This is a genomic window from Thermostichus sp. OS-CIW-30, from assembly GCF_054060215.1.
The window spans coordinates 31,697-57,392 of the sequence record NZ_JBSSCZ010000025.1; the positions used below are offsets into that span (position 1 = coordinate 31,697).

Genomic DNA, 25,696 nt, shown 5'->3' on the forward strand with positions numbered 1-25,696 from the left:
GCCTCAGCTAGAAATCGCAGGAGCCCCGCACTGTACCCGTAGGGTCAGTGCCGGGAGGAATGCGCTTTGATGAAGTACAATGAACTTATGAGCCAAGTCCTGACCATATCCTGCAAGCTCAAGGTGTCCCCGTCGCAAGCCGCCAAATTGGACGCGACTTTGGAGGCTTTTGGCCAAGCCTTGAATTGGGTCAACCAGAACACGCCGGAGAAGATCGTCAACGCGGTCAAGCTGCAATCCCTTTGCTACTACGAGATTCGAGCCCGGTTTGGCTTGTCCAGTAACTTGGCAAGGACTACGTCCCGCTTACGCGACCAACAGGTGTGCAGACGGGTAGCGGGTTCCCGCAAAGTGGCTAAGCAGAAAAAGCGTCCCGTCAAGGAGTTTAAGAGCGGCTTTGTTACCTACGACGCTCGCATCTTTTCGTTCCGTCAAAAAGACTGGACGGTGTCGCTGACCACGGTTGAAGGGAGAGAACGCTTTGAGCTAGCCATTGGTAACTACCAGAGGGGAATGCTGGCTGGCTCTAACCCCAAATCGGCCACCCTAGTCCAGCGGAAGGATGGCTCCTACTACATCCAGATTTGCGTAGAGAAAAAGCCACCCAAGCAACAAGATACCGACAAGGTGATCGGGGTGGACTTTGGAAGGACAGATATTGCCCATACGTCAGACGGGGACAACTGGAATGGACAGCAGTTGAACAGAGTCCGAGACCACTACTCCCGACTGAGGGCGGTACTCCAACGCAAAGCCAGTAAGGGCACCCGCAGTTCGCGGCGCAGATGCAGAGAACTGTTGCAACGGCTGTCTGGCAAGGAGAGACGCTTTCAGTCGCGTCAGCGTTGCGTAGCAAAAACGTGGGTCAATCATCGCATCTCCAAAGCTATTGTCTCTAGGGCAAAAGCTACCAACAGCGCTATTGCTCTGGAAGACCTGACAGGGATCCGGGAAAGGGTCAATCAACAGCCACGCAGCAAAGCCGAGCGGCGTAGGACCAACAGTTGGGCGTTCTACCAACTACGTCAGTTTCTGGAGTACAAGGCGAGGGTTGCAGGGGTTTCTCTGATTCTTGTTCCGCCCGCCTACACGTCGCAGACCTGTCACAAGTGTTTACACATCCATCCCGATCCTGCGCAATCCTACCGCAGTGGCAAGTCGTTCAAGTGTGGGCACTGTGGATGGGAAGGGGATGCGGATTTGAATGGTGCGAATGTGATTGCGCTCTTGGGGGCTGTCGTAAACCAGCCTAGAGGTTCGTGGTTGGCTTGCCAACTGCAGGGCTACCGAAAGCCCGCTCCGTACCGCTTTAGCGGTCGGAGTCGGGTAGTTTACTTTGTTGTTGAGGCAGTGGTTGGGGTGCAGGACACAAGGTAATGGAGGAGTCTGCCACTCAGGAAGAGATCCCTGGGGGATCTCCTTCAGCAGGGCCATCCCGTTCGTTGATGTCGGTGGCGGGCTTGGTGGCCGGGGCGACCTTGCTCAGCAAGGGCGTAGGCTTCGTTCGCCAAGCTTTGATTGCAGCAGTGTATGGCTCGGGGCCGGAGTACAGCGCCTTCGGGGTAGCCTACATCCTGCCCGGTTTTCTGTTGATTCTGCTGGGAGGGATCAACGGCCCTTTTCACAGCGCCATCGTCAGTGTCCTCAAAAAGCAGCGGGATCGGGACAGGGAGGATGCGGCTGCCTGGCTGGAATCCATTTCCACCTTGGTAGGCTGCCTGCTCCTGCTGGTCAGCTTGGGCCTTTGGTGGGGAGCGGACTGGGTGGTGCGCCTGAATGCGCCGGGAGCCAGCCCCGAAGTCCATGCTCTGGCCGCTGCGCAACTGCGGATCATGGCCCCTTTGGCCTTGCTCTCGGGGTGGATTGGCATCGGCTTTGGAGCGCTGAATGCTGCCGAACACTACGCCTTGCCTGCCCTTAGCCCGCTGATCTCCAGCTTGGCGGTGATCGGGATCCTGGTCACGCTGGGATGGACGGGGATCCCAACTTTGCTGGCCTGGGGCGTGCTCATCGGGGCCATTGCCCAATGGTTGGCCCAAATTCCGCTCCAGATGCGGTTAGGGCTGGGGCGACCGCGCCTGCGCTTTGAGTGGGGATCCCCGCAGGTACGGGCGGTGGGCTTGCTGATGTTGCCGGCGGTGATCTCCTCCGGGATGATCCACATCAATGTTTATGTGGATCTGTTTTTTGCCTCTTTCGTACCTGGGGATCGCACCATCGGCAACTTGGGATATGCCCAGCTTCTGGTACAAACGCCGCTGGGGATCCTCTCCAACATGGTGCTGGTGCCCTTGATGCCTCTCTATGCCCAGTTGGCAGGGGATGGATCCCGTTGGCCGGAGCTGCGCCAGCGTATCCGCCAAGGGCTGATGCTTACGGCAATTGTGACCCTGCCCCTGTCGATGCTGTTGGTGGCTTTGGCCGAGCCCATTGTCCAAGTGGCCTACCAGCGGGGGCGCTTTACGCCGGAGGTGACACAAGAGGTGGCAGCCCTACTCATGGCCTATGGTCTGGGGATGACCGGTTACCTGCTGCGGGATGTGCTGGTGCGGATCTTCTATGCCCTGGAGGATGGGGCTACGCCTCTGCGCATTAGCAGCATGGCCATTGGCCTGAATGCCCTACTGGACTTTCTATTTTTGCAGGCTTTTGGAGCGCCGGGCATTGCCCTGGCCACCGCCGGCGTCAACCTGATAGCCGTGATCGGACTGGGGATCCGCCTCCACCAGCGCCTGCCAGGGATCCCTTGGCGGGAGATGGGACAAGCCCTACTGCCATTGCTGGGGAGCACCGTCCTGGCCGGGGGACTGAGCCATTGGCTGTGGACCCAACTGCGCTCCTACGAGATTGTGGGGTCTCCCCTGCTCACCGCCATCATTTGGGCCGGGCTGGCCGCGGGTTTAGGTCTAAGCTTGTTCGCCGCCGGAGCTCTCTACCTGCGGATCCCAGAAGTAGAGTGGGCAGCAGCCCGACTGCGGAAACGGGTAGGACGCTGGGGGAGCCAGTGGGCAAGCCGGAACTAGCTGATGGCTTCCAGGTAATCCCGCACCCGGTTGCGTCGCTTCGGCTGACGCAGCTTCTGCAGGGCTTTGGCCTCAATTTGCCGCACCCGCTCTCGCGACAGATCCAAGGCGCGACCGATTTCCGCCAGCGAATAGGTGCGCCCATCCCCCAAGCCGAAACGCATGCGGATCACATCCCGCTCGCGGCTGGTGAGATCCGAGAGCAACTGCTGTAGATCGCGATGCAGGGCTTCCCGCATCATGGTCTCTTCTGGAGAAATGTCGTCAGTTTCCAGCAAATCCCCCAGTTCGGTGTCCTTGTCTTTGCCCACCTTGGTTTCCAGAGAAACCGAGCGGGGCACCCGTACCAACAGCTCGCGTACTTGAGGCGGCGTCATCTCCAGCTCGGAGGCGATGTCTTCGATGGTGGGAGTACGGCCCTTTTCCTGGGAGAGCTTGCGCTGCGCTTTTTTGATCTTGTTCAGCTTCTCGGTGATGTGAACGGGCAGGCGGATGGTGCGGCTTTGGGTGGCAATGGCGCGGGTAATGCCCTGCCGGATCCACCAGTAGGCGTAGGTGCTGAAGCGGTATCCCTTTTTCGGGTCAAACTTTTCCACCGCTCGCTCCAGGCCCAGCGTACCCTCTTGGATCAGATCCAACAGCTCCAAGCCGCGGTTTTGGTATTTTTTCGCCACCGACACCACCAGGCGCAGGTTGGCCTTGATCATGTGCTCTTTGGCACGCTTGCCAATTCGCTGAATCTGCTGCAGCTTTTCAGGGGTCAGTTGCGCCCACTCGGGGTACTGGTTAGCCTTGGCCACCCATTCCGCAAGAGTGGGATCCCGTCCCAACTCTTTCTGCAGGCGCAGGCGCAAATCCAAGAGCTTCATGTAGTCTTGGACTTTTTGGGCCAGGGCCACCTCTTCATCGCGCCCCAAAAGAGGAACACGACCAATCTCCTGTAAATAGAGGCGCACCAGATCAGTGGAGCGGCGGGTTGGCTCCTCTTCCAGAAACTCGCCATCGGCCAGATCCACCTCTGCTTCTTCGGCAGCATCGAGGAGATCGGCGGGGCCATCCAACAAAATGTCGTTGAGTTCGGGTTCGTAGTTAGACATGTAGGGTGTTGCTGATGTAGCGACAGAGGTAGGCAGTTCAGTGGGCTGAGAGAGGAATGGTCAGTGATGTGGAGCAAGTTAAGCTTAAGTGTTCCCCAACGGTAACTTCGCGCCTGCTCAACGCCTTACAGCAGTCAGAGGAAATCATACATTGACCTCTTCCTCAACCGGACCTCCTGCCCATGCCCCATAGGGAAAGGCTGAAGTAGCAGCGGAGGGGTCACACGGAGAGCGTGAGCCCCTTATCATAACTTAATTATAGTTGCATTTCTCAGCCCAGAGACATGAGAGCCAGCGTAGGATCCCCCCAGTTCAACCGTCACCGCCACTGCGAAAAAGCGTATTGTCCTCAGGTCCTCAGGGTAAACCCGGCAGGTCGTCCTTGGGGGAAGTAACCCATCCATCCTAGAGGGTCTAAACTTCAAAGGTAGCGTGTAGATTGCTTTGCCTATTCCAATCTATTCGATTCTATTCGATGAACTGTTCCCATTCACCTATCCCACCCAGCTGTGGGGGAGCCAGACTCCCCGAACAGGTCAACCCCCTTCCTCTGGGCGGACTGGGCTCTGCTCAGGCACTTGGGTTGGCCATAGCCCCGCTGACGGGGGAAAAGGTTTCAACCTTGGCGTTGACGACTCTATTGGCCATCGGTCTATTCTTTTTCCTGCGAGCTTCGGGCAAAGATCGCGTTGAGACTCGCGTCTATCTCAGCAGTCGCAGCCTGGAGGAAATGGGATCCGCTCTACGGGAGCACTTGGAAGGGCGCGGCTATCGTCTCCAGTCCGCCGATGCCGAGGGGATCGCCACCTTTGCAGGGCAGGGTCAGGCTAGCGTGGGGCTGGCCCTTTTTTTGACGGGGCTGGCGGGGGCGGGGCTGGCCTGTTTGGTCTTGGTGCTGCAGACCCTTGAGCCGGGGTGGGGCGCTTGGCCTTGGATGTTGGTGCTGGCCTCCCCCTGGGCGGGTTGGTACTACCGGCAGCGCAACCAACGCCCGGAGCAAATCCGCCTGAAACTGCAGGAAGCCGACGAGGACTCTGTCCCGCTCTCGTCCTGGGAACGAACGCCAACGGCTTCTGGATCCCACCTGTGGGTGGAGGGGCATCGGGATGAGCTGGATGGGCTGGCTGCAGCCCTGGGGTTACAAGAACGGGATCTGGATTAGGGGTAGGGGAGTCTAAGGCCAATCGGGAGAGAGAGGTGCTGGGATCAAAGACAGTTGATCCCCAACGGCGGAATCGGGGCTGCGATTGGGAGCGGGCTCTTTTTTGCAGTTCTTCTGGGCAGGTTGGCTTTTCCCTTGGTTTCTCAAGCCCAGGCCGATGCGGCTGTGTTTTTCCACCAAGGCCAGCACCTGTTCGGCCCGCTGGATTACCGGCTGGGGCAGGCCAGCCATGCGTCCCACCTCGATGCCATAGGAGCGATCTGCCCCCCCAGGCTGTACCTGGTGCAAGAAGATGATGCGATCTTGCAATTCCTTGACCACCACCTGAAAGTTGGCCACGTTGGGCAGCAAGGTCTCCAGTTGGTTGAGCTCGTGGTAGTGGGTGGCAAAGACCGTACGGGCGCGCACCTGAGTGGCCAGGTATTCCGCCACCGCCCAGGCAATGGAGAGGCCATCGAAGGTAGCGGTGCCTCGGCCAATCTCGTCCAGCAGCACCAAGGAGCGCTCGCCGGCGTGGTTGAGGATGTTGGCGGTCTCGTTCATTTCCACCATGAAGGTGGACTGGCCGGTAGCCAGATCGTCCACAGCGCCAATGCGGGTAAATACGCGGTCGCAGAGGCCCAACTCTGCCCGCCGCGCGGGGACAAAGCTGCCCATCTGGGCCAGGATTTGGATGAGCCCAATTTGCCGCAGGTAAGTGGACTTGCCGGACATGTTGGGCCCGGTGAGGACGATGAGATCCGGGCCGTGGGGGGATCCCAGCTGCACCGAGTTGGGGACAAATAGGCCCTGAGGCAGGGATTTTTCCACCACCGGGTGGCGACCCTCCTCGATCATGAGCCGGCGGTCTGTTGTGAGGAGGGGACGGGTGTATCCCTGCTGCACGGCCACTTCCGCCAGGCCAAACAGAGCATCGACGGCAGCCAGGGTCTGGGCCACTTGGCGGATGGCTTCGGCCCGGGATCCTGCCTCTTGGCGCAACTGCACAAACAGCTCGTATTCCCGCTGGTTGATGTCGGTTTGGGCTGTGAGGATGCGGGCCTCTTTTTCTTTGAGCTCGGGGGTAATGAACCGCTCTTCGTTGGTCAGGGTTTGCTTGCGGATGTACTCTTTGGGGACTTGGTGGGCCTTGGCGCGGCTGATGCTGAGGTAGTAGCCGAAGGCCTTGTTGAAGCCCACCTTGAGAGTGGGGATCCCAGTGCGGTCGCGCTCGCTTTTTTCCAACTGGGCAACCCACTGGCGGTCTTGCTCCACCTGCTGCCGCAGCCTGTCCAGCTCGGGATCCACGCCGGCTCGGATGAGGCCCCCCTCGGTGAGCACAGGGGGAGGGGAGGGCAGGAGGGTGTGCTCGATGCGTTGGCCCAGCTCAACCAGGGCGGGATCCACTTGCTGTAGGCTCTGCAGGAGGGGGGTTTTGGCCTCAGCCACCAGCTCGGCCAACTGGGGCAGTTTGCCCAAGGAGGATCCCAAGGCCACCATCTCGCGTGGGTTGGCGGTGCCCGATCCGACGCGGTTGGCCAGCCGCTCCAGGTCGTACAGAGAGTCCAGAAGGGATCCCAGGCGGGCCCGCAGAGAAGGGTTTTCCAAAAGCTCTTGGATGGTGTCTTGGCGAAGGCGGATTTGCTCCGAATCCCGCAAAGGCTGCAGCAACCAGCGCCGCAAAGTGCGCCCCCCCATCGCTGTGCGGCTGCGATCCAGCACCCAGAGCAGGGATCCGACAAAAGCCCCCTCTCGGATGGTCTGGGTGAGCTCCAAGTTGCGGCGGGTTTGGGGATCCAAGATGAGGTAATCCGTGAGCTGATAGGTGCGAGGGGGACGCAGGAGCGGATGGCCCCCCTGAGGAGAGGGCTGCACTAGGTTCTTTTGCGTCTCCTCCAAATAGTGCAACAGCCCCCCCGCCGCTCGAATAGCTAGGGGCAGCCCCTCGCAGCCCAATCCTTCCAGAGAGCGCAGGCCGTAGGTCTGCATGAGGTTCTCCCGCGCCACCGCCAGTTCAAAAGGTTCGGCTGGGCGCAGGGTATAGGCGTATTGGTTGGGGAGACCCAGGGGCTTCTGGGGATCCCCTGGACGGATGAGGCCTAGTCCCAGCCCCTCCTCGGTGGGCAGCAAAACCTCTGCCGGCTGTAGCCGGGCCAGTTCCTGCTCCAGTTGCTCTTGCCCCTCGCTTTGACACACCCAGAACTCGCCGGTGGAGACATCCGCGTAGGCCAGGCCCCAGCGGCAGGGAGCTTGCCTTGATCCTTTGAGCTGCACAATGGCCGCCAGGTAGTTATTCTGCCGCGCCTGCAGCAGCTCTTCTTCGAGGACGGTGCCAGGGGTGATCACCCGTGTTACTTCCCGCCGCACCAAGCCCTTGGCCTGATCTGCCGGCTCCATCTGGTCGCAGACGGCCAGGGCATAGCCTTTGGCCACCAACTGGGCGGCATAGCGGTCGAAAGCATGGTAAGGGATCCCGCACATGGGCACCCGCCCTATGGCCCCTGCTTCCCGCCCGGTGAGCACCAGCTCCAGCTCCCGCGACACCCGCTGGGCGTCCTGGAAGAACATCTCGTAGAAATCCCCCAGGCGGTAGAGCAAGATGGCGTGGGGATACTGCCGCTTCAGCTCCACATAGTGCTGCATCATGGGGGTGAGCAGGGCGGGATCCACCTCTAAGGCATCCCAAGTAGGCTCGGCGGAAGAACTCATGGCATCAAAACGTGGGCAAGCAATGGGCTGAAGGTTCGGAGTCTAGCCAACTCGGGCCGACCAGCTTGGGCCATTCTAGATCCAGGTCTAGATGAAGTTTGAGACGTTTCCCCAGCCCTTCTCCCCTGATTCCCATTTCGCGGTTGGTTGCCATGACCTCGCTCAGGGTAGTTGGATCCCCCCTGAGGTAATTCTGAATGGCTGGGCAGAGGCGCTGCCCGGTCTTGTCCAAAAGCCCTGAAGCGCAAGAGGGAGAAATTTAGGCACAAGCTATTGAAACTGACTTGCAACATCCAAGAAGCCTTGCTATTCTAGCGACTACGTTTTGTTGAGTTTGACTTTCAATAAAGCTCGGGAGGGAGGCCTGGCCAACTTGGCTGGGTTTTCCATCCCTCCCTTGCGGGCGGAGGGGGTTTCTTGGCCCCAGAAGGCTCTCTTCCTGGGCAAAGCTCGAGAGGTTTTCCCGGTGCTGGTCGATCGCGAGTGTCCGTATACAGAGGTTGAGGGGGGCAGAGGCTGGGGGCAAAGAAAGCGGCTGCTCTCGCCAATCGGTTTGACCTGTTTGCTATTGAGTTTCATTTTCCTAGTACTTTTGGTCTCGATTGCTTTGGGATCCGTTCCCATGACTTTCTCAGAACTCTGGCAAGCCCTGTGGGGGCAGGGGGATCTCATTCGGCAGACGATTGTTTGGCAGTTGCGGCTGCCGCGGGCGCTCTTGGCCCAGTTGCTGGGGGCGGCTCTGGGGATGGCAGGGGCCCTGTTGCAGGGGATGCTGGGCAATGGGCTGGCGGATCCCTACCTGCTGGGCATTTCGGCGGGGGCGGGCCTGGCGGCGGTGGGGTTGCTCACCTTGGGAGAGTGGACGGCTTGGGTGCCCCTGGCCGCTTGGGTGGGCGGGGTGCTGACTACCGTGTTGGTGTACGGGTTGGCGCGTACTCCCTCGGGACTGGCGGTGGAGCGGCTGATCTTGGCGGGGGTGGCCGTCAGCGCCCTGTTTGGGGCCATTAGCTCCACCTTGTTGTTGATGGCAGATGACCGGGTGCAGGTGGCTCTCACCTGGTTGATCGGCAGCTTGAGCGGGCGGGGCTGGCCAGAGGTGCAGGTGGCCGGGGCGTATATCCTGGTCGGCTTGGGATTGGGATGGGGGCAGGCGCGGGCTTTAAACCTGCTGAGCTTGGGGGAAGAGATGGCGGTGAGCTTGGGGATCCCTCTGGCGCGGACGCGGGTGGTGATTGGTCTGGTGGCGGCTTGGCTGGCGGCAACCGCTGTCAGTGTGGGGGGGGTGATCGGCTTTGTCGGTTTGGTGGTGCCCCACATGGTGCGGCAGGGGGTGGGATCCGATTACCGCTGGCTGTTGCCCCTTTCTGCCTTGGCAGGGGCGACCCTGCTGAGCGGTGCCGACATCCTGAGCCGTTTGGGCCCGATAGAGCTGCCGGTGGGGATTGTCACCGCTGTGATGGGGGCTCCCTTTTTCGGCTGGCTGCTGCGGCAGCAGGGGGCGGGGCGATGAGAGAGCCCATCCTGCAGGTCGAGGACTTGAGCGGGGGCTACGGATCCCGGACGGTGGTGCGACAGGTGAGCTTCAGCGTGCAACAGGGGGAATGGCTGAGCATTGTCGGCCCCAATGGTTCGGGCAAATCGACGGTGCTGCGACTGTTGAGTCGGGTTCTGATTCCCCAAGCTGGGCGCGTGTACTTGGGCGGTCGGGATCTGCACGCTCAACTCACTCCAAAGCAGGTGGCCCGGCAGTTGGCTCTTTTGCCCCAGCAGCAGCGGCTCCCGGCAGGGCTAACGGTGCGGCAATTGGTGAGTCTGGGGCGTTCTCCCCACCAGCCCTGGTGGGCGTGGCAGTTGACGCCGGCGGATCGGCAGCGGGTGGAGTGGGCTCTGGAGCAAGCAGGACTGGGATCCCTGGCGCTGCGGCGGGTGGAAACCCTCTCGGGGGGAGAGCGGCAACGGGCTTTTCTGGCGCTGGCTTTGGTGCAGGAGCCGCAGGTGTTGCTGTTGGATGAGCCCACCACCTTTTTGGATCTGCGCCACCAACTGGAGCTGCTGGAGCTGTTGCAACGGCTGAAGCAGGAGCAGGGCCTGACGGTAGTTACGGTGCTGCACGACCTGAATTTGGCCATTCGCTACAGCGAGCAGATTGCCTTGCTGGGATCCGGCCAGATGCAGGCCCTGGGGTCTCCCTTGGCGGTGTTGACCCCCAGCCGGGTGCGACAGGTGTTTGGCCTGGAGGTGGAGTGGATCTCGACTCCGGTAGGGCCACAGCTTTGCCCCCTGCGCAGCACAGCTCCAGCGGCAGCAAGGCTCCTCTCCCTGCCGGTGTCAGGGTGCTGAGGGAGGGTTTGTCCGGTTTTGCAGTGAGTTTTTCCTGGGGTGGATTTGAGGAGTCTGAGAGGTTATGCGCATGAACGGTCGTTGGTGGCGGGTGGTGAGTTTGGGGTTGAGTTTGGGAGTGGGCTGGGGATCCCTGTCCCAGGCTCAGCCCAATGCCCGGATCCCTGATTCGACAACTCCGCCGCTGTTGGCCCAGGCCACCCCTGCACCGACCACCCTGCCAGAGCAGATTAGGGAGCTGAAGGCGCAAATCGAAGCTGCCCGCCAGCGGGGGGATCAGGCAGAGGTGGAGCGGCTACAGGCCGAGCTTCGGGCTCTCCAGCAGGAAGGCACGCCGATCTTTAACCTGCAACAGGTCACCGTAACCGGTACTCGCACCGAGCGCACCTTGGCCGACTCGCCCGCCAGCATTACCGTCATCGACCGGGAGCGGTTGCGGCGGGAGCTGGTTCAAAACATTCAGGATCTGGTGCGCTACGAGCCGGGGGTGAGCGTGCGGCGCAGCGTTCGCTACGGCCTGCAGGACTTCAACATCCGCGGCCTCGACGCCAACCGGGTGTTGATCCAGGTGGATGGGATCCGCCAGCCGGAGCGATTTTCCTTCGGCCCCTTCACCATTGGCCGGGATACCTTTGAGCTGGAGGCCTTGAAAACTGTAGAAATTATCCGCGGCCCCGCCTCCACCCTCTACGGCAGCGACGCGCTGGGGGGTGTGGTGACCTATACCACCCTGGATCCAGCCGATCTGCTGGGGGAACGGGACAGCCATGTGGGCCTGTCCAGCCAGTACGACAGCAAAAACCAAGGGTACGTCAACACCCTCAGCTTGGCGGGTCGGCAGGATAACTTAGAGGCCCTGCTCATCTACACTCGCCGCGACGCCAGAGAGCCGGATATCCAGGCGGATCCCAGTTTCAAGGATCGGCAGACGGTGGAGGGAGACAATGTTCTGGCCAAGCTGGTCTATCGCTTCAGTCCCTTTGACAGCCTCACCCTGACGGCGGAATACTTCCACAACCGCACCACCACCACCTTTTCGCCCCGCAACCTGGATCCCGGCATCCGCTTTTTCAGGGAGACCATTGAGACCGAGCGCAGCCGCCTCAGCTTGGAATATCGCTACGCCAACCCCGATACCCCCGCTTTTGAGCTGGCCACCGTCCAGATCTACTACCAGCCGGCCCGCACCCAGGAGCCCAGCGTGGAAGAACGCACCCTCACGGTACAAGGTCGGCCCGTGCCTGTGCGTCGGGATACCTTCAACGAGCTGGTCAGCAACATTCTGGGAGCCAGCGTACAGGCCCAGAGCCGCTTCCAAACCGGGGATCTCTCCCACCGCTTGGTGTATGGAATGGAGATCTCCACCACCCGCAACGAACGTCCCCGCAACCGCTTCCAAACCAACCTGCTGACCGGGGCAGTCACCCAAAACATCCCCCCGGACACTTTTCCCACCAAAGATTTTCCCGACTCCGATACCGTGCGCTTTGGGCTGTATTTGCAAGATGAGATCGACTTTGGGGGCGGCAACTTTACCCTCATCCCCGGCATCCGCTACGACACCTACCGCCTCACCCCCAGCCCTGACGAAGCCTTCTTGAAAAGTGGGGCAGAAGCCGCCAGCCTGTTTGCCGATGCCATTTCTCCCAAGGTGGGCCTGGTGTGGAGGATTAATCCCAACCTCACCTTTACGGCCCAGTACAACACCGGTTTTCGGGCCCCTCAGTACAACGAAATCAACAGCGGCTTCACCAACCTGGTCAGCCCCTTCTTCCGCTACCGCACCCTTTCCAATCCCAACTTGCGACCGGAAACTAGCCAAGGCTTTGAAGTGGGGTTGCGGGGGATCTACCCCCAGGCCAGCTTTAGCTTGGCCGCCTACTACAACACCTACAACGACTTTATCGAGGCTTTCCGGGAGGTGGGATCCGAGCCTTCACCCCCCGGCCCGCCAGGGAGCCCGCCACCTCCACCGGTGACTCTCTTTCAGAGCCAGAACGTCAGTCGGGCCCGCATCTATGGTGTAGAAGCCACCGGGCAGTACTTCTTCAGCCCCGATTTGACCGGCTGGAGCCTCAATGGCAGCTTTGCCTGGGCGGTGGGGGATAACCTCACCGAAAACAAACCCCTCCTTTCCATTGAGCCACTGACGGCAGTACTGGGACTGCACTACGACGATCCCAGCCAGATCTGGGGAGCCAGGTTGGTGGCCACGCTGGTGGCGGATCCCCGCGACCCGCAACGGGAGGTAGTGCAACCGAACCCCAACGCTCCACCTCAAATTCCGTTTGTGCCCAAGGGCTACACCGTGGTGGATCTGCTGGGCTACTACAACCTGGACGACAACTGGCAATTGAATTTCGGGGTGTTCAATCTCTTTGATGAAAAGTATTTTCTCTACTCCGAAACCCGCTCTCTCTTTGTCGGCCCTGAAGTGGAACGGCGGGCCCAGCCGGGACGGCATGCTGCGCTCAGTTTTTCCACCCGGTTTTAGGGGCCAAGACCTGAGGCCGTGTTTACTCTGGATCCTGCTCTAACCGATGCTTGCCGAGCCACCTGCCCGCACCCCCAAGGGATCCCTCTCTCTTCTTCGGAAGTCCTGTCCCCAGCTTTTGTGGCGACTGCAGGGGTGGTATTGGCAGCAGGCGGGCATGGCCTGGGAGGCGGGGCTGGCTTGGTTGGCGTTGTGGCTTTGGGCTGGCGCAAGAGAGAGCGGCTGGCTGGAGTGTGCCGAGGAGCTGCTGCAAGAGGCTTGGGTGGCCGGCTATAGCTGGGCTGCCCTCTGGACAGCTTGCCAGGAGGGGGAAGATCCGCCGGGGACCGTCCTCCACCTGCGAGCCAGGGATCCCCGACCGCTGCGCCGGGAGGGGTTGATTTCCCTCCTCTTGCACCTGATGGCGCTGCTGGGGCTGGCTTGGTGGGGATCCCGGCCTTTATCAGACGCAGAACTCCGGATCCCAGTCACGCTTTTGCTGGAGGATCCCGAGCCACAGTTGCTCGAACCGGATTCAGAATCCATAGAATCTCTCCCACCAGAGCCAACAGCAGAGCCGCCCGGCCCGGCCCCGGAATCGCCCCCTGCAGACGATCTATCCCCACCGGAGCCTGTGCCCCAAGAGATCGAGATGCCAGCCATCCCGGAGGCTGAATCTTTGCTGGCCCTGCAAACTCCGACCCCTACGCCTCCACCGACCCCTACACCCATTCCCACGGCAAAGCCAGAACCCACCCCTACTCCTCCACTGACCCCATTACCGACAGCCACCCCGCAACCCACTCCTCCGCCACAACAGCCCACCCCAACTCCGGCGGTTACCCCCACCTCTACAGCGACTCCACTCACCTCCGCCCCGGTTACCTCAAGCACCCCTCTGCCCCGCTTTACCCCCTTGATCCAAGGGATCCGTTCCAGCGTAAAGACTGCCGCCGCTCCGCCTTCCCCCGGCAGCGAGAGCAGATTGGGGCCAAGGGATCCTGAAACCGGGACACCTAGCAGGACAGGTGCAGCTCAACTCCATTCCTTTGCCCCGACACCTGGAACGGCGGCTCCCACCCCCAGCCCCTCCCCACCGGCAGTGGCTGCCAATCCTCAGCCGGACATCCTGGCCCGCCCGATCCCCGGTCGCAATCCTCCGCCCCCCTACCCTCCTCAAGCTCGCCGTCTCGGCCAACAGGGGCAGGTGCTGCTGCGGGCCAAGGTCAATGCCCAGGGGCAGGTGCAGCAGGTGGAGATCGCCTCTTCCAGTGGGTTTCCCGCCCTGGATAGGGCAGCGCAGGAGGCGGTGCAGCGGTGGGAATTCAGCCCGGCCTTGAGAAACAACGCCCCCATCGAGTCTTGGGTGGTGGTGCCCATCCAGTTCACCCTCAATTGATTGCTGTTTGGGAATTGTTTTGGAGATTGTCTATGCTGTCTCGTCTTTCTCGCCGTCAACTGTTCGCCTTTGGTCTGGCCAGCGTGGGGGCCTGGGGAATGGGGCGTTTGGCCCAAGCCCAAGGTCGGATCCCTCAGGAGCCACTCCTGTCAGCGAGACAGAGTCCTTTTCGTCGGGTAGCCAGCCTCACCACCTTGACTGCCGATATCCTCTATCGCTTGGCCCCCGATAGGTTGGTGGGGATCCCTGCCGGTCGTTTGTTGGAGGAGGATCCCCGCTTCCAAGGCTTGACCCGCCTGGGGCTGGGCAACCAACCCAACCTGGAGCAGCTTGTGGCCCTACAACCGGACTGGGTGGTGGGGGCCAGTGGCTTTCACGAGGCTCTGGCAGAACGGCTGCAGGAGCTGGGGATCCCCACCTACCTCACCCGCGTGGACAGTTGGGCTGCTTTGGAAGAGACGATTGCCACCCTGGCTGCTGCTTTGGGGGCGGATCCCGATCCCTTGCTGCGGCAGTATGGATCCCTTTTGCCCCAGGAACTGCCCCGCGTTCGACCCAAAACCTTGCTCTTGGTGGGCACCCAGCCGATTCTTTCTCCCAACCGGCAAAGCTGGGCCGGGGATCTGCTGGAACGCTTTGGCGCGGACAATCTCACCGCTACCTTGCAAAGCCAAGGGCCTTTTCGGGGCTACGTCACCCTTTCGGCAGAGCGCATCCTGGAAGCCAACCCAGAAGTTCTGCTGGTGGTCAACCCGGAGGCGGCGGATCCCTTGGCGTTTTTCCGTTCCCGCCCCTTTTGGAATCGGTTGCAAGCCGTCCAAACTGGGAAAGTTTATGGATTTGACTACTACGGCTTGGTCAATCCCGGTAGCTTGGAGAAAATTAGAGTTGCCTGCGAGCAGTTAGCCCGCATTTTTTGAACGGACTTGGAGTGTCTGATACATTTACGCTGAACACTGCTGAACATCACTGTTCAACTATGCAGCGATAGCATTCTGTTTGTTTCCAAACAGAATGGCGGTATCCCGCAAAGCTTTGAGTAGAATACCCAAAGCGCAGTTTCCGTGTCGTCTTACTACCAATTTTCTGCTTTGCTTTGGCTACCATGTTGGCAGACTCGAAAGTAAACAGAAAGATCAACTGGTAGTAATCCGTACTGAACATATTATACATTATTTTCAGTATAGTTGAGCTTATTATTGACTAGAGTCATGCTCTAGTCCAAGCTATAGCGGGTCAGGCGCTGCACTTGCTCGGGAGCAAGGCCAAGCTCTTGGGCAATCTGAGCCGACACCTGGTCTGGATCCAGTTGTGGAAATTCAAATTCCAGCTTGCGCAGGTGGGGATTGGTGGTAGTCACCTCCACCTTAGTGTAGCCACGGGAGCGGCGGATCTCCGCCTGAATGGAAAGAATATCCAGAGCCAAGGTGGCTTGTTGCTGGCTGCGAATCGCCAAAGGTTGCTCTAGCCGGCGAGGACGGCTCAGCGCTTGGCCCGTCACCCACTCTCCCCCCGCCACAAAAAGAAGCCCTGCCAAGGGCAGCACCAGCCAAAAATCAAACCCTAGATCTTGCCACCGATGGATTTTGGGCCACCCCACCGTTGTTCTCTCCCTTGCAGAGGGCTATTTCCGTGATCCATCCTAGCCTGGGCAGTGGGAACTGGCCGTCTTGGTCAACGGCGCACAGGACGATGCGAATTTTGCTGGTGGAGGACGACCCGGAACAGTTGGAGCTTTTACAGGCTGCCCTGTCCAAGTGCGGCCACGTGGTTGACTGTGCCAAGGAAGGGGAGATGGCTGCCTGGCTGATGGAGGAGAAAGCCTATGATCTCCTGATTTTGGATTGGATGCTGCCGGGGCCAAGCGGGATCCAGCTCTGTCGGCAATACCGCCAATCGGGGGGATGTGCGCCGGTGCTGATGTTAACTGCCAAAGACGCAACATCGGATGTGGTGCAGGGGTTGGATGCGGGGGCGGACGACTATTTGGTCAAGCCGGTGGATCTGGTGGAGCTGCTGGCACGGGTGCGGGCTTTGGGACGCCGTTCCCACCAATGGCAAGGAGACAGCCTCAGCCTGGGATCCCTGCACTTGCACTTGGCCAGCCTGACCCTAGAGCGGCAGGGGAGGCAGGTACAGCTTTCGGGCAAGGAGTTTCAATTGATGGAATACCTGATGCGCCATCCCAACCAGGTGCTCAGTCGGGGCCAGATCGAGCAGGCGGTGTGGGAATGGGGCTGTGAGCCGGAGAGCAATGCCGTGGCTGCGTTGGTGCGGCGGTTGCGGCTACGGTTAAAAGAGGTGGAGGCCCAAGATTGGCTGGAATCGGTGTATGGCCAGGGGTACCGGCTGCGCATAGCCTCTCCAGAAGAGAACCCATGAAAGCAGTTTCTAGGGGGTGGCGATGGAGGTGAAAAGAGCTGAACACAAGCATTCTCTCCCATGGCTGGGCTGGAACTGGGTTTCCCTGGCACACCCCCTTCAGCCGCACCTGGGGCAGAAGGCTGCGACAAGAGGGACGGGATCCCTGGTGTTTCACCACAGCCGCCGTCGCTTGGCCCGCAGCTTTGCCGGGGTCATGGGGGGGATCCTGCTGGTGTTTGCCGCCGTCTTCTACCGCTTGGAAGTGGAGAACCAGTTGCAGGCTTTTGACGAGGAGCTGCAGGTTCAGGCCGGGATCATGGCGGCAGCCATTAAGTACGAGCTGCGCCAGGGGCAGTGGCGGTTGGTGTTGAACGAGGTGCCCTTTTTGGGGGGGAAAACCCAACCCCTCGACCATCACTTGGCCTATGTGCGCTGGTTCGATCCTGCTCCCGGCACCGGAAGGGAAAGCTTGGGATCCCTGCGCCAGTACACGGGATCCCGGCCTCCTCTGGAGCTGTTTGACTTGGATGGCCCGCCTCACCATCTCCAACTGGGTTTCCAAACGGTGGAAGGAGAGAGCGGCTTACTGTTGCGCCAGCTCACGCTGCCGGTGCAGCAGGAGGAAAAGCTACTGGGCTACTTGCAACTGGCGGTGCCCCTGGAACCGCTGCAACTTACCCTGGGTCGCTTGCGCTGGGGGTTGGGGATCGGGATCCCGCTGACGCTGGCGTTGATCGGCGGGGCCGGCTGGATCTTGGGGGGGCTGGCGATGCAGCCGATTCGTCGCTCCTACGAGCAGTTGCAACGCTTCACTGCCGATGCTTCCCACGAGTTGCGCGCCCCCCTGGCCGCCCTGATGAGCAATGCTCAAATGGCTCTGCTGGCCCCGGAACAAGCTCAACCTCGCCTGGAAAAGGTGGTGAGCGGTGCCCGCCGCCTCAGCGTGCTGATCGATACCTTGCTGCAGTTGGCCCGCCAGCAGGGATCCCTGCCCCTGGAGGATCTGCCGCTTCTGAATTTGCGAGCGCTGTTGCAGGAGCTGAGCGAGCAATACCGCCCCCAAGCTGAGGCCCTTGGCCTTCACTGGCAATGCCACCTGCCTGAGACGGATCTTTCTGGGGGTTGGCTTGTGCGGGGGAACGCTGCCCTGCTGCGGCAGGCCATCGAGAACCTACTGCGCAATGCCCTGCAGTACACCCCTGCAGGCGGCACAGTGCAGGTGAGCCTGGAAAGCCAGCGCCAGCGCGCTTACCTCCACGTCAAGGATACAGGCATTGGCATTCCCCCCGAGCATCTGCCCCATCTGTTTGAGCGGTTTTACCGGGTGGATGAAACCCGTGCTCGCCATACGGGTGGGTTCGGTCTGGGCCTGGCCTTGTCCCAGCAGATCGTCACCGCCCATCGGGGATCCCTGCGAGTGGCCAGCCAAGTGGGAGAGGGATCGATATTTACGGTAGAGCTGCCCTTGTCATCTTCAACGTCATTTTTCTCCGCCATTCTCAAGATGAGCCGCGATAACCCAAACCGGCTTGTCCTGTCGATTGGAGTCTATGACCAATGACGATTCGTTCCTCTTTTGCTCGCGCTCTGGGTTGTTCTCTGCCGATTTTGGCTCTGCTCACCCCCCTGGTGCTGGGATCCCCGGCGCAAGCCCAGCGGGGCAGACGCTCTGCTCCTGAAGCCACAGCTCCCCTTCAGGTACAGCCAACTTGGCAGCGCCCGCGGGATCTTGAGCGAGCCAGCCGCGATCTGGCTAAGGCGCAGCGACACCTGGCCGAAGCCAGCTTCCTCTCTCAGCGGGGGTCTTCCCCAGAGGCTGCCCGCCTTTTGGAACACGGCCAGGAGAGTTTCACCAACGCCCAAGCCTCACTTGAGGCGGGGAACTTCTTCGCCGCCCGCGAGCAGGCCAAAGCAGCGGAAAACTTAGCCAAAGCAGCCAAAGTTCTCTATGAGGCGGAGCTGGGTTTTATGGGCCGCCCTGGCCGTTCCTTCTTCGAGGCCCCTTTCCGGGCTCAGGAGTACCTCAGCCGGCTGCAAGCGGAGATGGCCTTCGCCAACATCAACTCCGGCAGCGTCTCTGACCTGCAGAATCAAGTGCAGAACCTGTTGAGCAACGTGAATACGGATCCCAGCAGCTACACCTTCGCCGACTACAGCCGTAGCAAAGCTGCCCGCTACTCCGCCCGCGCTGCCCTACACCTGTTGGCGGCTGAGCGCCTCGGGGGGATGACTACCCTGACCAGGCGCTGATCTGGCCTACCCGGAACTGGGGATAGAAGGGATCCCTGCTGGCTGAGTTTCCGGGGTTAACCCCTCTATCTTCTCTGGCCCCTGCTGGAGTTGGGTTAAAGTGAAAGCCCCCAGAGCGGGGGCTGTTCTTCTCGAATACTGACTGATCGCGTCTTTACATCTCCCTTGGTGTACCTGCGTTTCCTGCACCTGTGGCACTTTCGCAACTACCGGGATCAAGAGATCACCTTTGACGCGCCCAAAACCATCCTGGTGGGGGAGAACGCCCAGGGCAAGACCAACCTGCTGGAAGCGGTGGAGCTGTTGGCCACCTTGCGCTCGCGGCGGGCCAGCCGGGATCGGGAGCTGGTATACCAAGAGGAGCGACAAGCCCAGATTGCCGCCACGGTTGAACGGCTGGGTGTGGCCCATGAGCTGGTGATGGAGCTGCGCAGCAGCGGCAGGCGATCCCTGAAGGTGGACGGGCAGGTGCTGCGCCGCCAGGCGGACTTTTTGGGACAGGTGAATGCCGTGGTGTTCTCCAGCCTGGATCTGGAGCTGGTGCGGGGCGCTCCGGAGACGCGGCGCCATTGGTTGGACGGGGTGTTGCTGCAACTGGAGCCGGTTTATCTCGGCCTGGTGGAGCAATATCGCCAGATCCTCAGGCAGCGCAACGCCCTGCTGAAGCAGGATCCCGCAGCTGCCGGCGACAAGTTCTCGCAGATGGCCTTCTGGGATGCCCAACTGGCCACCACCGGTAGCCGGATCATGCGCCGCCGCGCCCGGCTGCTGCAACGGCTGGAGCCTTTGGCTGCTCACTGGCACCGGGTCATTAGCGGTGGACGGGAAACCCTGACCCTTACCTATCGACCCCAAGTGCCCCTGCCGGATCCCCAGGCCAGCCCCGAAGTGATCCAAGCCCAGTTTTTGGCCGAGATCCGCGCCAAAGCCGCCGCCGAACACTCCCTGGGCAGCTCTCTGGTGGGCCCCCATCGGGATGAAGTGGAGCTGTGCATTAACGGAGTTGCCGCCCGCGCCTATGGATCCCAAGGCCAGCAGCGCACTCTGGTTTTGGCTCTGAAATTGGCGGAGCTGGAGCTGATCGAGCAGGTGGTCAGGGATCCGCCCTTGCTGCTCTTGGACGATGTGCTGGCAGAGCTGGATCTGCACCGGCAAAACCAGCTCTTGGAAGCCATTCAGGAGCGCGTGCAAACCTTGGTTACCACCACCCACCTGGGATCCTTTGACGCCGGCTGGCTCAAAGCCGCCCAAATCCTTCAGGTGCAGGGGGGACAGCTTTTTCCCGACAAAACAGGGGGTGGGATCCCGTAGGACAGGCCGGAGCTCTGGCAGTGAGGGAAACCCTATCTGGGAGGGGGGCTGGGGGTGGTCGCGTCAGCGGCGCCGAGCGCTTGGGCTTTACAGCCGAGCGCGATCCAGGCTGCGGTATTGAATCGCTTCGGCAATGTGGGTGGGGGCAATGGCCTCCGCGCCCTCGAGATCGGCGATGGTGCGGGCCACCTTGAGGATGCGGTCGCTCCCCCGCGCAGACAGGGCCAACTTTTGGATGGCGCTTTCCAAGAGCTTGCGACAGGGATCCGAAAGGGAGCACCACTGCCGCAGGTGGCGGGATTGCATCTGGGCGTTGCAGTGGATCCCAGGCTCGTTTTGAAAGCGCTGCCGCTGCCGTTGTCGTGCCCGCTCCACCCGCCGCTGCACCGCTTGGGAAGATTCGCCGCCCTGGGCGCGGACAATTTCTTCCGGCTTAAGGCGGTTGACCCGCACCTGCAGGTCGATGCGATCCAGCAGCGGGCCGGAGAGCTTGGACCAGTAGCGCTCCCGCTGTTGCGGCGTACAGGTGCAGGGGTGAACGGGATCCCCGTAGAAGCCGCAGGGACAGGGGTTGGTGGAGGCCACCAGGGTGGTTTGGGCGGGAAACTCTAGGGAAACGCGGGCGCGGGAGATGGTAACCTTGCCATCTTCCAGGGGTTGGCGCAGCACCTCCAGCACCTCCCGCCGGAATTCCGTCAGCTCATCCAGGTACAGGATGCCATGGTGGGCCAGCGAGATTTCCCCGGGCTTGGGGTAGGGGCCGCCACCCACCAGCGCCACTGCCGAAGCCGAATGGTGGGGAGCGCGAAAGGGCCGCTGGGCGATCAGGGGGGTCTGGCGTCCCAGGTGCAGGTTTTGCCGCAACAGGCCGGCTGCCGAGTAGATGCGGGTGATCTCCAACATCTCTTCCCACTGCAGCTGGGGCAGAATGCCGGGCAGTCGCCGCGCCAGCATGGTCTTGCCCGCTCCCGGGCTGCCCACCAGCAACAGGTTGTGCCCGCCGGCTGCCGCGATCTCCAGAGCCCGCCGGGCATGTTCTTGCCCCTTCACATCGGCCAAATCCAGCAGGGGTTCCGTTTCGGTTGGCAACATCTGTTCTGGCTGGATCCGCACCGGCTCAACTCCCTCTGGGTTTTGCAGCCAGCCCACCACCGCCGCCAAGGAGGGCAGCCCATACACTTGGATCCCTTGCACCACCGCTCCTTCCGGCCCATTTTCCTGGGGTACCACCAGGCGGCGGATCCCCATCTCGGCAGCGCTGGCGGCAATAGGCAGAACCCCGGCCACCGGGCGTAGGGTGCCGTCTAGGGCCAATTCCCCCACCATCAGGGTGTTGGCCAGCGCTTCCCCCTCGATCACCCCGGAGGCCGCCAAGATCCCGATGGCAATGGGCAGATCGAAGCTGGGGCCCTCTTTGCGCAGATCGGCAGGGGCCAAGTTGACGATGATCCGCCGCTGGGGTAAAGCAAAGCCGGAGTTCTTGATCGCCGCCCGCACTCGCTCTTTGGCCTCCTGAACGGCAGTATCGGGCAGTCCCACCAAGGTGATCTGGGGCAAGCCACCGCCCACATCCACCTCCACCGTAACCTGCACGGCCCGGAGTCCCAGCAGAGCGGCAGCAGTGACTTGGGCAAACAATGCTGTCACCTCCCTCGGATAGTTCTTTTACCCTTTGCACAAGTGGCCGCAGGCCTATTCTGTCCCAACACGTATCCTGGCCGAAATTGGGATCCCCACGCTGCCGGCTGCATTTGCCCAAGGAGAATGTCACAATCATCTCAGGTTTTTCCTGCCCCCAAGGAGGCACGTCGGTTTTCGCAGTCGCAGTCTTTAATGAATGCGGGATCCCGGATCCGAGCTTGCCGAATGGCTCAGGCTTGGGTTGGCTGTTGCTGCCGCCTTTGCGCAGTACAGCAGCGGTGAGGCTATGTTCTGACCAGGATGGGAACCCCCAGGGGGGGATAGCAGGGATCCGGATCCCTCTGATCGCAGCCTGCACCTCCAACCCAGATTTCCCCAGCCATTTGCCCTTTGGCAGAGGTCAAAAGGCGGGCACACCCCTCTGCCGACAAGCCAACAGAGGGACGACCCCATCTCTAGGAGGCTGATGCCGGTGGTCTTTCCTGCTGCTGAACCCCCTTTCGAGCGTTTCTCTGGCTCTGGGAAAAAGCGCGCCCTAACCTGGAATGAACTGGAGGAGCAGGTGCAGCAGTTTGCCCAGCGCTACCGGGGGCAGGTGGTCCAGCTCAGCCCGCCAGAGCTGGCGGTGGCGCTGCAGGAGTTGTCGGAGCTGACGCAGGCGCTCGCCCTGGCAGCCCATCTTGCCGAGGGTTGCGAGAGCAGCAGCCTCCCAACAGCGATCCCGGCTGAGGCCGAACCAGAGATGGCCTGGACGAAGGCAGACCCCAGCTGGAGGGATCTGGAGCGGGTCATCTCCCTGCAGAGCCAGCTGTTGTTTTTCCCCCTGGAACTGCAATCCCTGACCGCCGTTCCCCTCGGCGAACCCGCAGCTGAGACGCCGCAGGAGCGAGAGGATCGGCCCTCGGATCCCTTGGCCGCTGCTTGTGCCGAGCCGGAGCTGCGCCCCTTTCGCCAGTTTTTGTGTCGCCTCCTGCAGCAGCGGGGTCACCAACAACCGGAGCCTCTGGAGTGCCTGCTCCACCAACAGTACCCAACAGGAAGGTTAGCTTGGCGGCAGTTGTGGCAAGTGACCCTGAACTCGCCTGCTGCGCTCCCAGAGCACACTCTTGTCCAGCTGCAGAGCTTACAAACTCACGCCAGCGCGGAGATCCGCTGGGTGGCCTACCAGCGGCTAGTCCAACACCTAGAAGCCCATGCCGATCTGGGTGGGTTTATCCTCAGCACCCTGATCCGCGACCACCTGTGGGAGGCCCAATGGCGGGGCTATGACTCTGCTGCCGAGCTGTATCTGGCCCGCCAGGGCCTGACTCAGACCTTTTTGGAGAACCTATTGGAAGGGATCCGCGATCGGTTTGACCTGTTCCAGCACTATTACCGCCTCAAAAGCAGAACAATGGGACGTTCCATTCGCATCTGCGATCTGCATGCGCCCTGGGGGGATCCCGTGCCGCCCCTGACCTCTGCTGAGGCCACCTCTCTAATCTGGGCAGCCCTGCAGGACTTCTGCCCCGAGTGTGCGGCCCAGGCCAAACCCTGGCTGCTAGAAGTCGGCTCGGCAATCGAGGCAGACAAGCCCAATCGCGTCAGCGAAACAGAGTCCTCGTCTAGACCAGGAGAAACGGGATCCGGCGGGAGCGAGCTCCTGTTGAAGGTTCTTGCTATCATCAGCCAGCGGCTCCGGCCTGAGGATCCCCAAGTTTGGCTGGATCTGGAGGAGATGCAGGGGAGTTCCGCACTGCTGCCGCGAGCGTGGGGGGTGCAGGCTCACACCGTCTTTTTGCAGCAAATACTCCTGGATCACCTGGTTGCCTCAGCAGTGGGATCCCCTCGCATGGGCAGGCCTGCTCTTTACGACCCAGAGGGGCAAACTGCTCCGCAGCGCTGGCGGGAACGCTCCGGCAGCCTCCAGTTGGCCCAGGCCCTGTTGATACACCATTTGGAAGCCCAGTTGCAGGCGGTGTTTTACCAGAGCTTGATCAGTCGGCTGGAGCTGATTCTCTATCGGTCGGGGCTCCCCGCATGGGAAAATGTGGCAACCTATCCTCTTTGGGTGAGCGAAGAGTGGTTGAAGCTGTGTCAAGAGCTGTGCGGAGATGCGGTGGAACTGTTGCCGGAACACCAGTTTTACTGGGTGGGGATGCCGGAGCTGTTTCTCCACCCCTTTAGTGCCTATCAGGCTAGCCTTGCCAGCCTGGTGGCCTTGGCCTGTCACCGCCGCTATCACAGTTCTCCGCGCAACTTTCTGCCCCACTACCTTCGTTGGTTGGCCAGCCCGCCCGGATCCCTGACTTTGGCAGAAACCACCCAGATGCTGCAGGCGGATCTGAGCGACCCAGAGGGAGTGTTGCAGGCGCTGGAGGAGCTGGAGCATTGGATCGAGACGCTAGAAAAGCTGCTGGAAGAGGATCCGGATCGCTGACCCACCCTTGTTCTCTTGGACGTAGGCATGCCCTGCGGCGGGAAGATCCTGCGCCCGACTCCTGCGAACCCACTCCGGCAGCACCAGCCATTAAAGCGCGTCCCTTCCTAAAATGGGCAGGGGGGAAAGGGCAACTGCTCAGCCAATACGAACCCTTTTTCCCTCGCACCTGGAACACCTATCACGAGCCCTTTTTGGGGGGTGGAGCGGTCTTTTTTCATCTGGCCCAAGGGATCCCATCGGGTTCTCGACACTTTGTTTTGTCGGATATCAACCCTGAGCTGGTGAATGTGTATCGCTGCGTGCGGGATCACGTGGAGGAGATCATTGCCCTGCTCAGCCACCACCAAGCCCACCACAGCCGGGATTATTACTACACCATCCGCGCGGCTCGATTTGAAGATCCGGCGCAACGGGCTGCCCGCCTGCTGTATCTGAACAAGACCTGTTTTAATGGCCTCTACCGGGAAAACTCGCGGGGAGAGTTCAATGTCCCTTTGGGCCGTTACCGTAATCCCCGCATTTGCGACGCGGAGAACCTACGGGCCGTGGCACGAGTTTTGCAAGGCGTGGAGATCGCGGTGCAGCCGTTTTGGCAGGTGCTCGAACGAGCCAAACCCGGGGATTTCGTCTATTTGGATCCCCCTTACTATCCCCTTTCTGCCAGCAGCAGCTTCACAGCCTACAGCCGGTTTGCCTTCGGCGAAGCGGAACAGATCCGCCTGCGAGAAGTGTTTGGAACATTGGCCGACCGAGGCGTGCAGGTGCTGCTCTCCAATTCCGATTGCCCCTTTGTGCGGGAACTGTACCGGGATTACCCCATCCAGACCATCTCTGCCAGCCGTGCCATCAACGCCCAGGGCCACAAACGCGGTCCCATCACCGAGGTCTTGGTGCTGAGCCATCCCAGCCTGGCCACCGCCTGCAGTGGGCCGGAAGAGATCCCGTTTTGCCCCGGAACCATCTAGGGTAATGGATGAGCAGGTCGAGATCCAAGGCGGGATCTCGAGCTTGGACACACTATTGCTCCGCAACGCTGACGCGACGAGACAACGGGAACAACAGCGCATGGATCCACGAGAAATTGAGGCGTTGGTACGGGCCGCCCTGCCCGGTGCGAGAGTACAGGTGGAAGACACGGTCGGCGATGGCCACCATTTCCAGGCCATTGTGGTGGCGGAACAATTCCAGGGCTTGCCCCTGATCAAACAGCACCGGCTGGTGAATGAGGCCCTGAAAGCTTACCTGCAGGATGGCCGCCTACATGCTTTAGCCCTGCGCACCTTTACCCCCGCCCAGTGGGAGCAACTCCAGGGGCTGGATTCTGGTTCATCAGCCAATTGAGCCAAGAGGAGCATTCCCAGTCGGGCTGTGCATCGCCTCAACTCCTCTCTCCCTTTGAGAAAGGGGCTGAAGCTGTCGCAAACGGGAATCTTGACATCCTCCCCGGCCTGAAGGCCGGAGATTCCTACCACGCTGCGCATGGATGGCTCCTTGCGCAGTCGTCTCGGCGGGTTCCTGCTTCCGAC

General features: G+C 61.1%; 18 protein-coding genes and 2 pseudogenes. 15 read left to right on the forward strand and 5 right to left on the reverse strand.

Annotation, left to right across the window (positions count from 1 at the left end):
* The first annotated feature begins 87 nt into the window (after positions 1-87).
* Together ACVWZF_RS11070 and murJ are read left to right on the forward strand one after the other, a co-directional pair.
* Positions 88-1,330 (forward strand): annotated as a pseudogene (locus ACVWZF_RS11070) (RNA-guided endonuclease InsQ/TnpB family protein).
* A 46-nt stretch (positions 1,331-1,376) separates the two neighbouring features.
* Positions 1,377-3,023: a murein biosynthesis integral membrane protein MurJ gene (murJ, locus tag ACVWZF_RS11075; RefSeq protein WP_457411453.1), complete on the forward strand. Its 1,647-nt coding sequence runs from the start codon at positions 1,377-1,379 to the stop codon at positions 3,021-3,023.
* On the opposite strand, the gene sigC is transcribed toward murJ, so the two are convergent.
* Complete coding sequence (gene sigC, locus ACVWZF_RS11080; protein ID WP_414332157.1) at positions 3,020-4,120, reverse strand: RNA polymerase sigma factor SigC; 1,101 nt, start codon at positions 4,118-4,120, stop codon at positions 3,020-3,022. The genes murJ and sigC overlap by 4 nt on opposite strands.
* Before the next feature lie 583 nt (positions 4,121-4,703).
* Between sigC and ACVWZF_RS11085 the strand changes: the two genes are divergently transcribed.
* On the forward strand, positions 4,704-5,282 hold the full coding sequence (locus ACVWZF_RS11085; RefSeq protein WP_457411455.1) for a cofactor assembly of complex C subunit B: 579 nt from the start codon (positions 4,704-4,706) through the stop codon (positions 5,280-5,282).
* A gap of 12 nt (positions 5,283-5,294) precedes the next feature.
* Here the strand turns inward: ACVWZF_RS11085 and mutS are convergent, their stop codons facing one another.
* Complete coding sequence (gene mutS / locus ACVWZF_RS11090) at positions 5,295-7,970, reverse strand: DNA mismatch repair protein MutS (RefSeq protein ID WP_457411457.1); 2,676 nt, start codon at positions 7,968-7,970, stop codon at positions 5,295-5,297.
* Between the two features lie 466 nt (positions 7,971-8,436).
* Between mutS and ACVWZF_RS11095 the strand changes: the two genes are divergently transcribed.
* The 5 genes from ACVWZF_RS11095 (at position 8,437) to ACVWZF_RS11115 (ending at position 15,102) form a co-directional block, all read left to right on the forward strand.
* Positions 8,437-9,480: a FecCD family ABC transporter permease gene (locus ACVWZF_RS11095; RefSeq protein ID WP_457411463.1), complete on the forward strand. Its 1,044-nt coding sequence runs from the start codon at positions 8,437-8,439 to the stop codon at positions 9,478-9,480.
* The gene (locus ACVWZF_RS11100; RefSeq protein WP_011434270.1) at positions 9,477-10,310 is read left to right on the forward strand and encodes an ABC transporter ATP-binding protein; all 834 of its coding nucleotides are present in this window, start codon (positions 9,477-9,479) and stop codon (positions 10,308-10,310) included. The genes ACVWZF_RS11095 and ACVWZF_RS11100 overlap by 4 nt, the downstream gene beginning before the upstream one ends.
* A 70-nt stretch (positions 10,311-10,380) precedes the next feature.
* Complete coding sequence (locus ACVWZF_RS11105; protein ID WP_238376808.1) at positions 10,381-12,804, forward strand: TonB-dependent hemoglobin/transferrin/lactoferrin family receptor; 2,424 nt, start codon at positions 10,381-10,383, stop codon at positions 12,802-12,804.
* Positions 12,805-12,850: 46 nt separating this feature from the next.
* A complete protein-coding gene (locus tag ACVWZF_RS11110) occupies positions 12,851-14,182 on the forward strand; it encodes an energy transducer TonB (protein ID WP_011434268.1) in 1,332 nt (443 codons plus the stop codon).
* A gap of 32 nt (positions 14,183-14,214) precedes the next feature.
* Positions 14,215-15,102 (forward strand): ABC transporter substrate-binding protein, encoded by an 888-nt coding sequence (locus tag ACVWZF_RS11115; RefSeq protein ID WP_011434267.1) that lies wholly within the window; start codon positions 14,215-14,217, stop codon positions 15,100-15,102.
* A gap of 57 nt (positions 15,103-15,159) precedes the next feature.
* On the opposite strand, the pseudogene ACVWZF_RS11120 reads toward ACVWZF_RS11115, so the two are convergent.
* A pseudogene (locus ACVWZF_RS11120) lies at positions 15,160-15,343 on the reverse strand (hypothetical protein); the annotation flags it as partial.
* Between the two features lie 55 nt (positions 15,344-15,398).
* The gene (locus ACVWZF_RS11125; RefSeq protein ID WP_011434266.1) at positions 15,399-15,782 is read right to left on the reverse strand and encodes a hypothetical protein; all 384 of its coding nucleotides are present in this window, start codon (positions 15,780-15,782) and stop codon (positions 15,399-15,401) included.
* Positions 15,783-15,874: 92 nt separating this feature from the next.
* On the opposite strand from ACVWZF_RS11125, the gene rppA reads away from it, so the two are divergent.
* The 4 genes from rppA to recF all read left to right on the forward strand — a co-directional run bounded on the left by rppA (position 15,875) and on the right by recF (position 20,107).
* Positions 15,875-16,564, forward strand: coding sequence for a two-component system response regulator RppA (gene rppA / locus ACVWZF_RS11130; RefSeq protein WP_011434265.1), 690 nt, complete (start codon positions 15,875-15,877; stop codon positions 16,562-16,564).
* A gap of 28 nt (positions 16,565-16,592) precedes the next feature.
* A complete protein-coding gene (locus ACVWZF_RS11135) occupies positions 16,593-18,107 on the forward strand; it encodes a sensor histidine kinase (RefSeq protein ID WP_202943703.1) in 1,515 nt (504 codons plus the stop codon).
* The gene (locus tag ACVWZF_RS11140) at positions 18,104-18,796 is read left to right on the forward strand and encodes a DNA-binding protein (protein ID WP_457411459.1); all 693 of its coding nucleotides are present in this window, start codon (positions 18,104-18,106) and stop codon (positions 18,794-18,796) included. The genes ACVWZF_RS11135 and ACVWZF_RS11140 overlap by 4 nt, the downstream gene beginning before the upstream one ends.
* A gap of 168 nt (positions 18,797-18,964) precedes the next feature.
* The gene (recF, locus tag ACVWZF_RS11145; protein ID WP_457411465.1) at positions 18,965-20,107 is read left to right on the forward strand and encodes a DNA replication/repair protein RecF; all 1,143 of its coding nucleotides are present in this window, start codon (positions 18,965-18,967) and stop codon (positions 20,105-20,107) included.
* Positions 20,108-20,194: 87 nt separating this feature from the next.
* Here recF and ACVWZF_RS11150 read toward each other — a convergent pair whose 3' ends face one another.
* On the reverse strand, positions 20,195-21,745 hold the full coding sequence (locus tag ACVWZF_RS11150; RefSeq protein ID WP_011434260.1) for a YifB family Mg chelatase-like AAA ATPase: 1,551 nt from the start codon (positions 21,743-21,745) through the stop codon (positions 20,195-20,197).
* Positions 21,746-22,214: 469 nt separating this feature from the next.
* Here ACVWZF_RS11150 and ACVWZF_RS11155 point away from each other — a divergent pair, with 469 nt between their 5' ends.
* From ACVWZF_RS11155 to ACVWZF_RS11165, 3 genes are read left to right on the forward strand one after another with little or no spacing between them, the layout of a single operon-like run.
* Positions 22,215-24,167 carry a peptidase M3 gene (locus tag ACVWZF_RS11155; protein ID WP_457411460.1) on the forward strand — a complete coding sequence of 651 codons (1,953 nt, stop codon included), beginning with the start codon at positions 22,215-22,217 and terminating at the stop codon, positions 24,165-24,167.
* Positions 24,119-25,135, forward strand: coding sequence for a DNA adenine methylase (locus ACVWZF_RS11160; protein WP_457411461.1), 1,017 nt, complete (start codon positions 24,119-24,121; stop codon positions 25,133-25,135). Before ACVWZF_RS11155 ends, ACVWZF_RS11160 begins: the two co-directional genes overlap by 49 nt.
* A 4-nt stretch (positions 25,136-25,139) precedes the next feature.
* Positions 25,140-25,511, forward strand: a complete 372-nt coding sequence (locus ACVWZF_RS11165; protein WP_414389652.1) for a BolA family protein — start codon at positions 25,140-25,142, stop codon at positions 25,509-25,511.
* Positions 25,512-25,696: the final 185 nt, after the last annotated feature.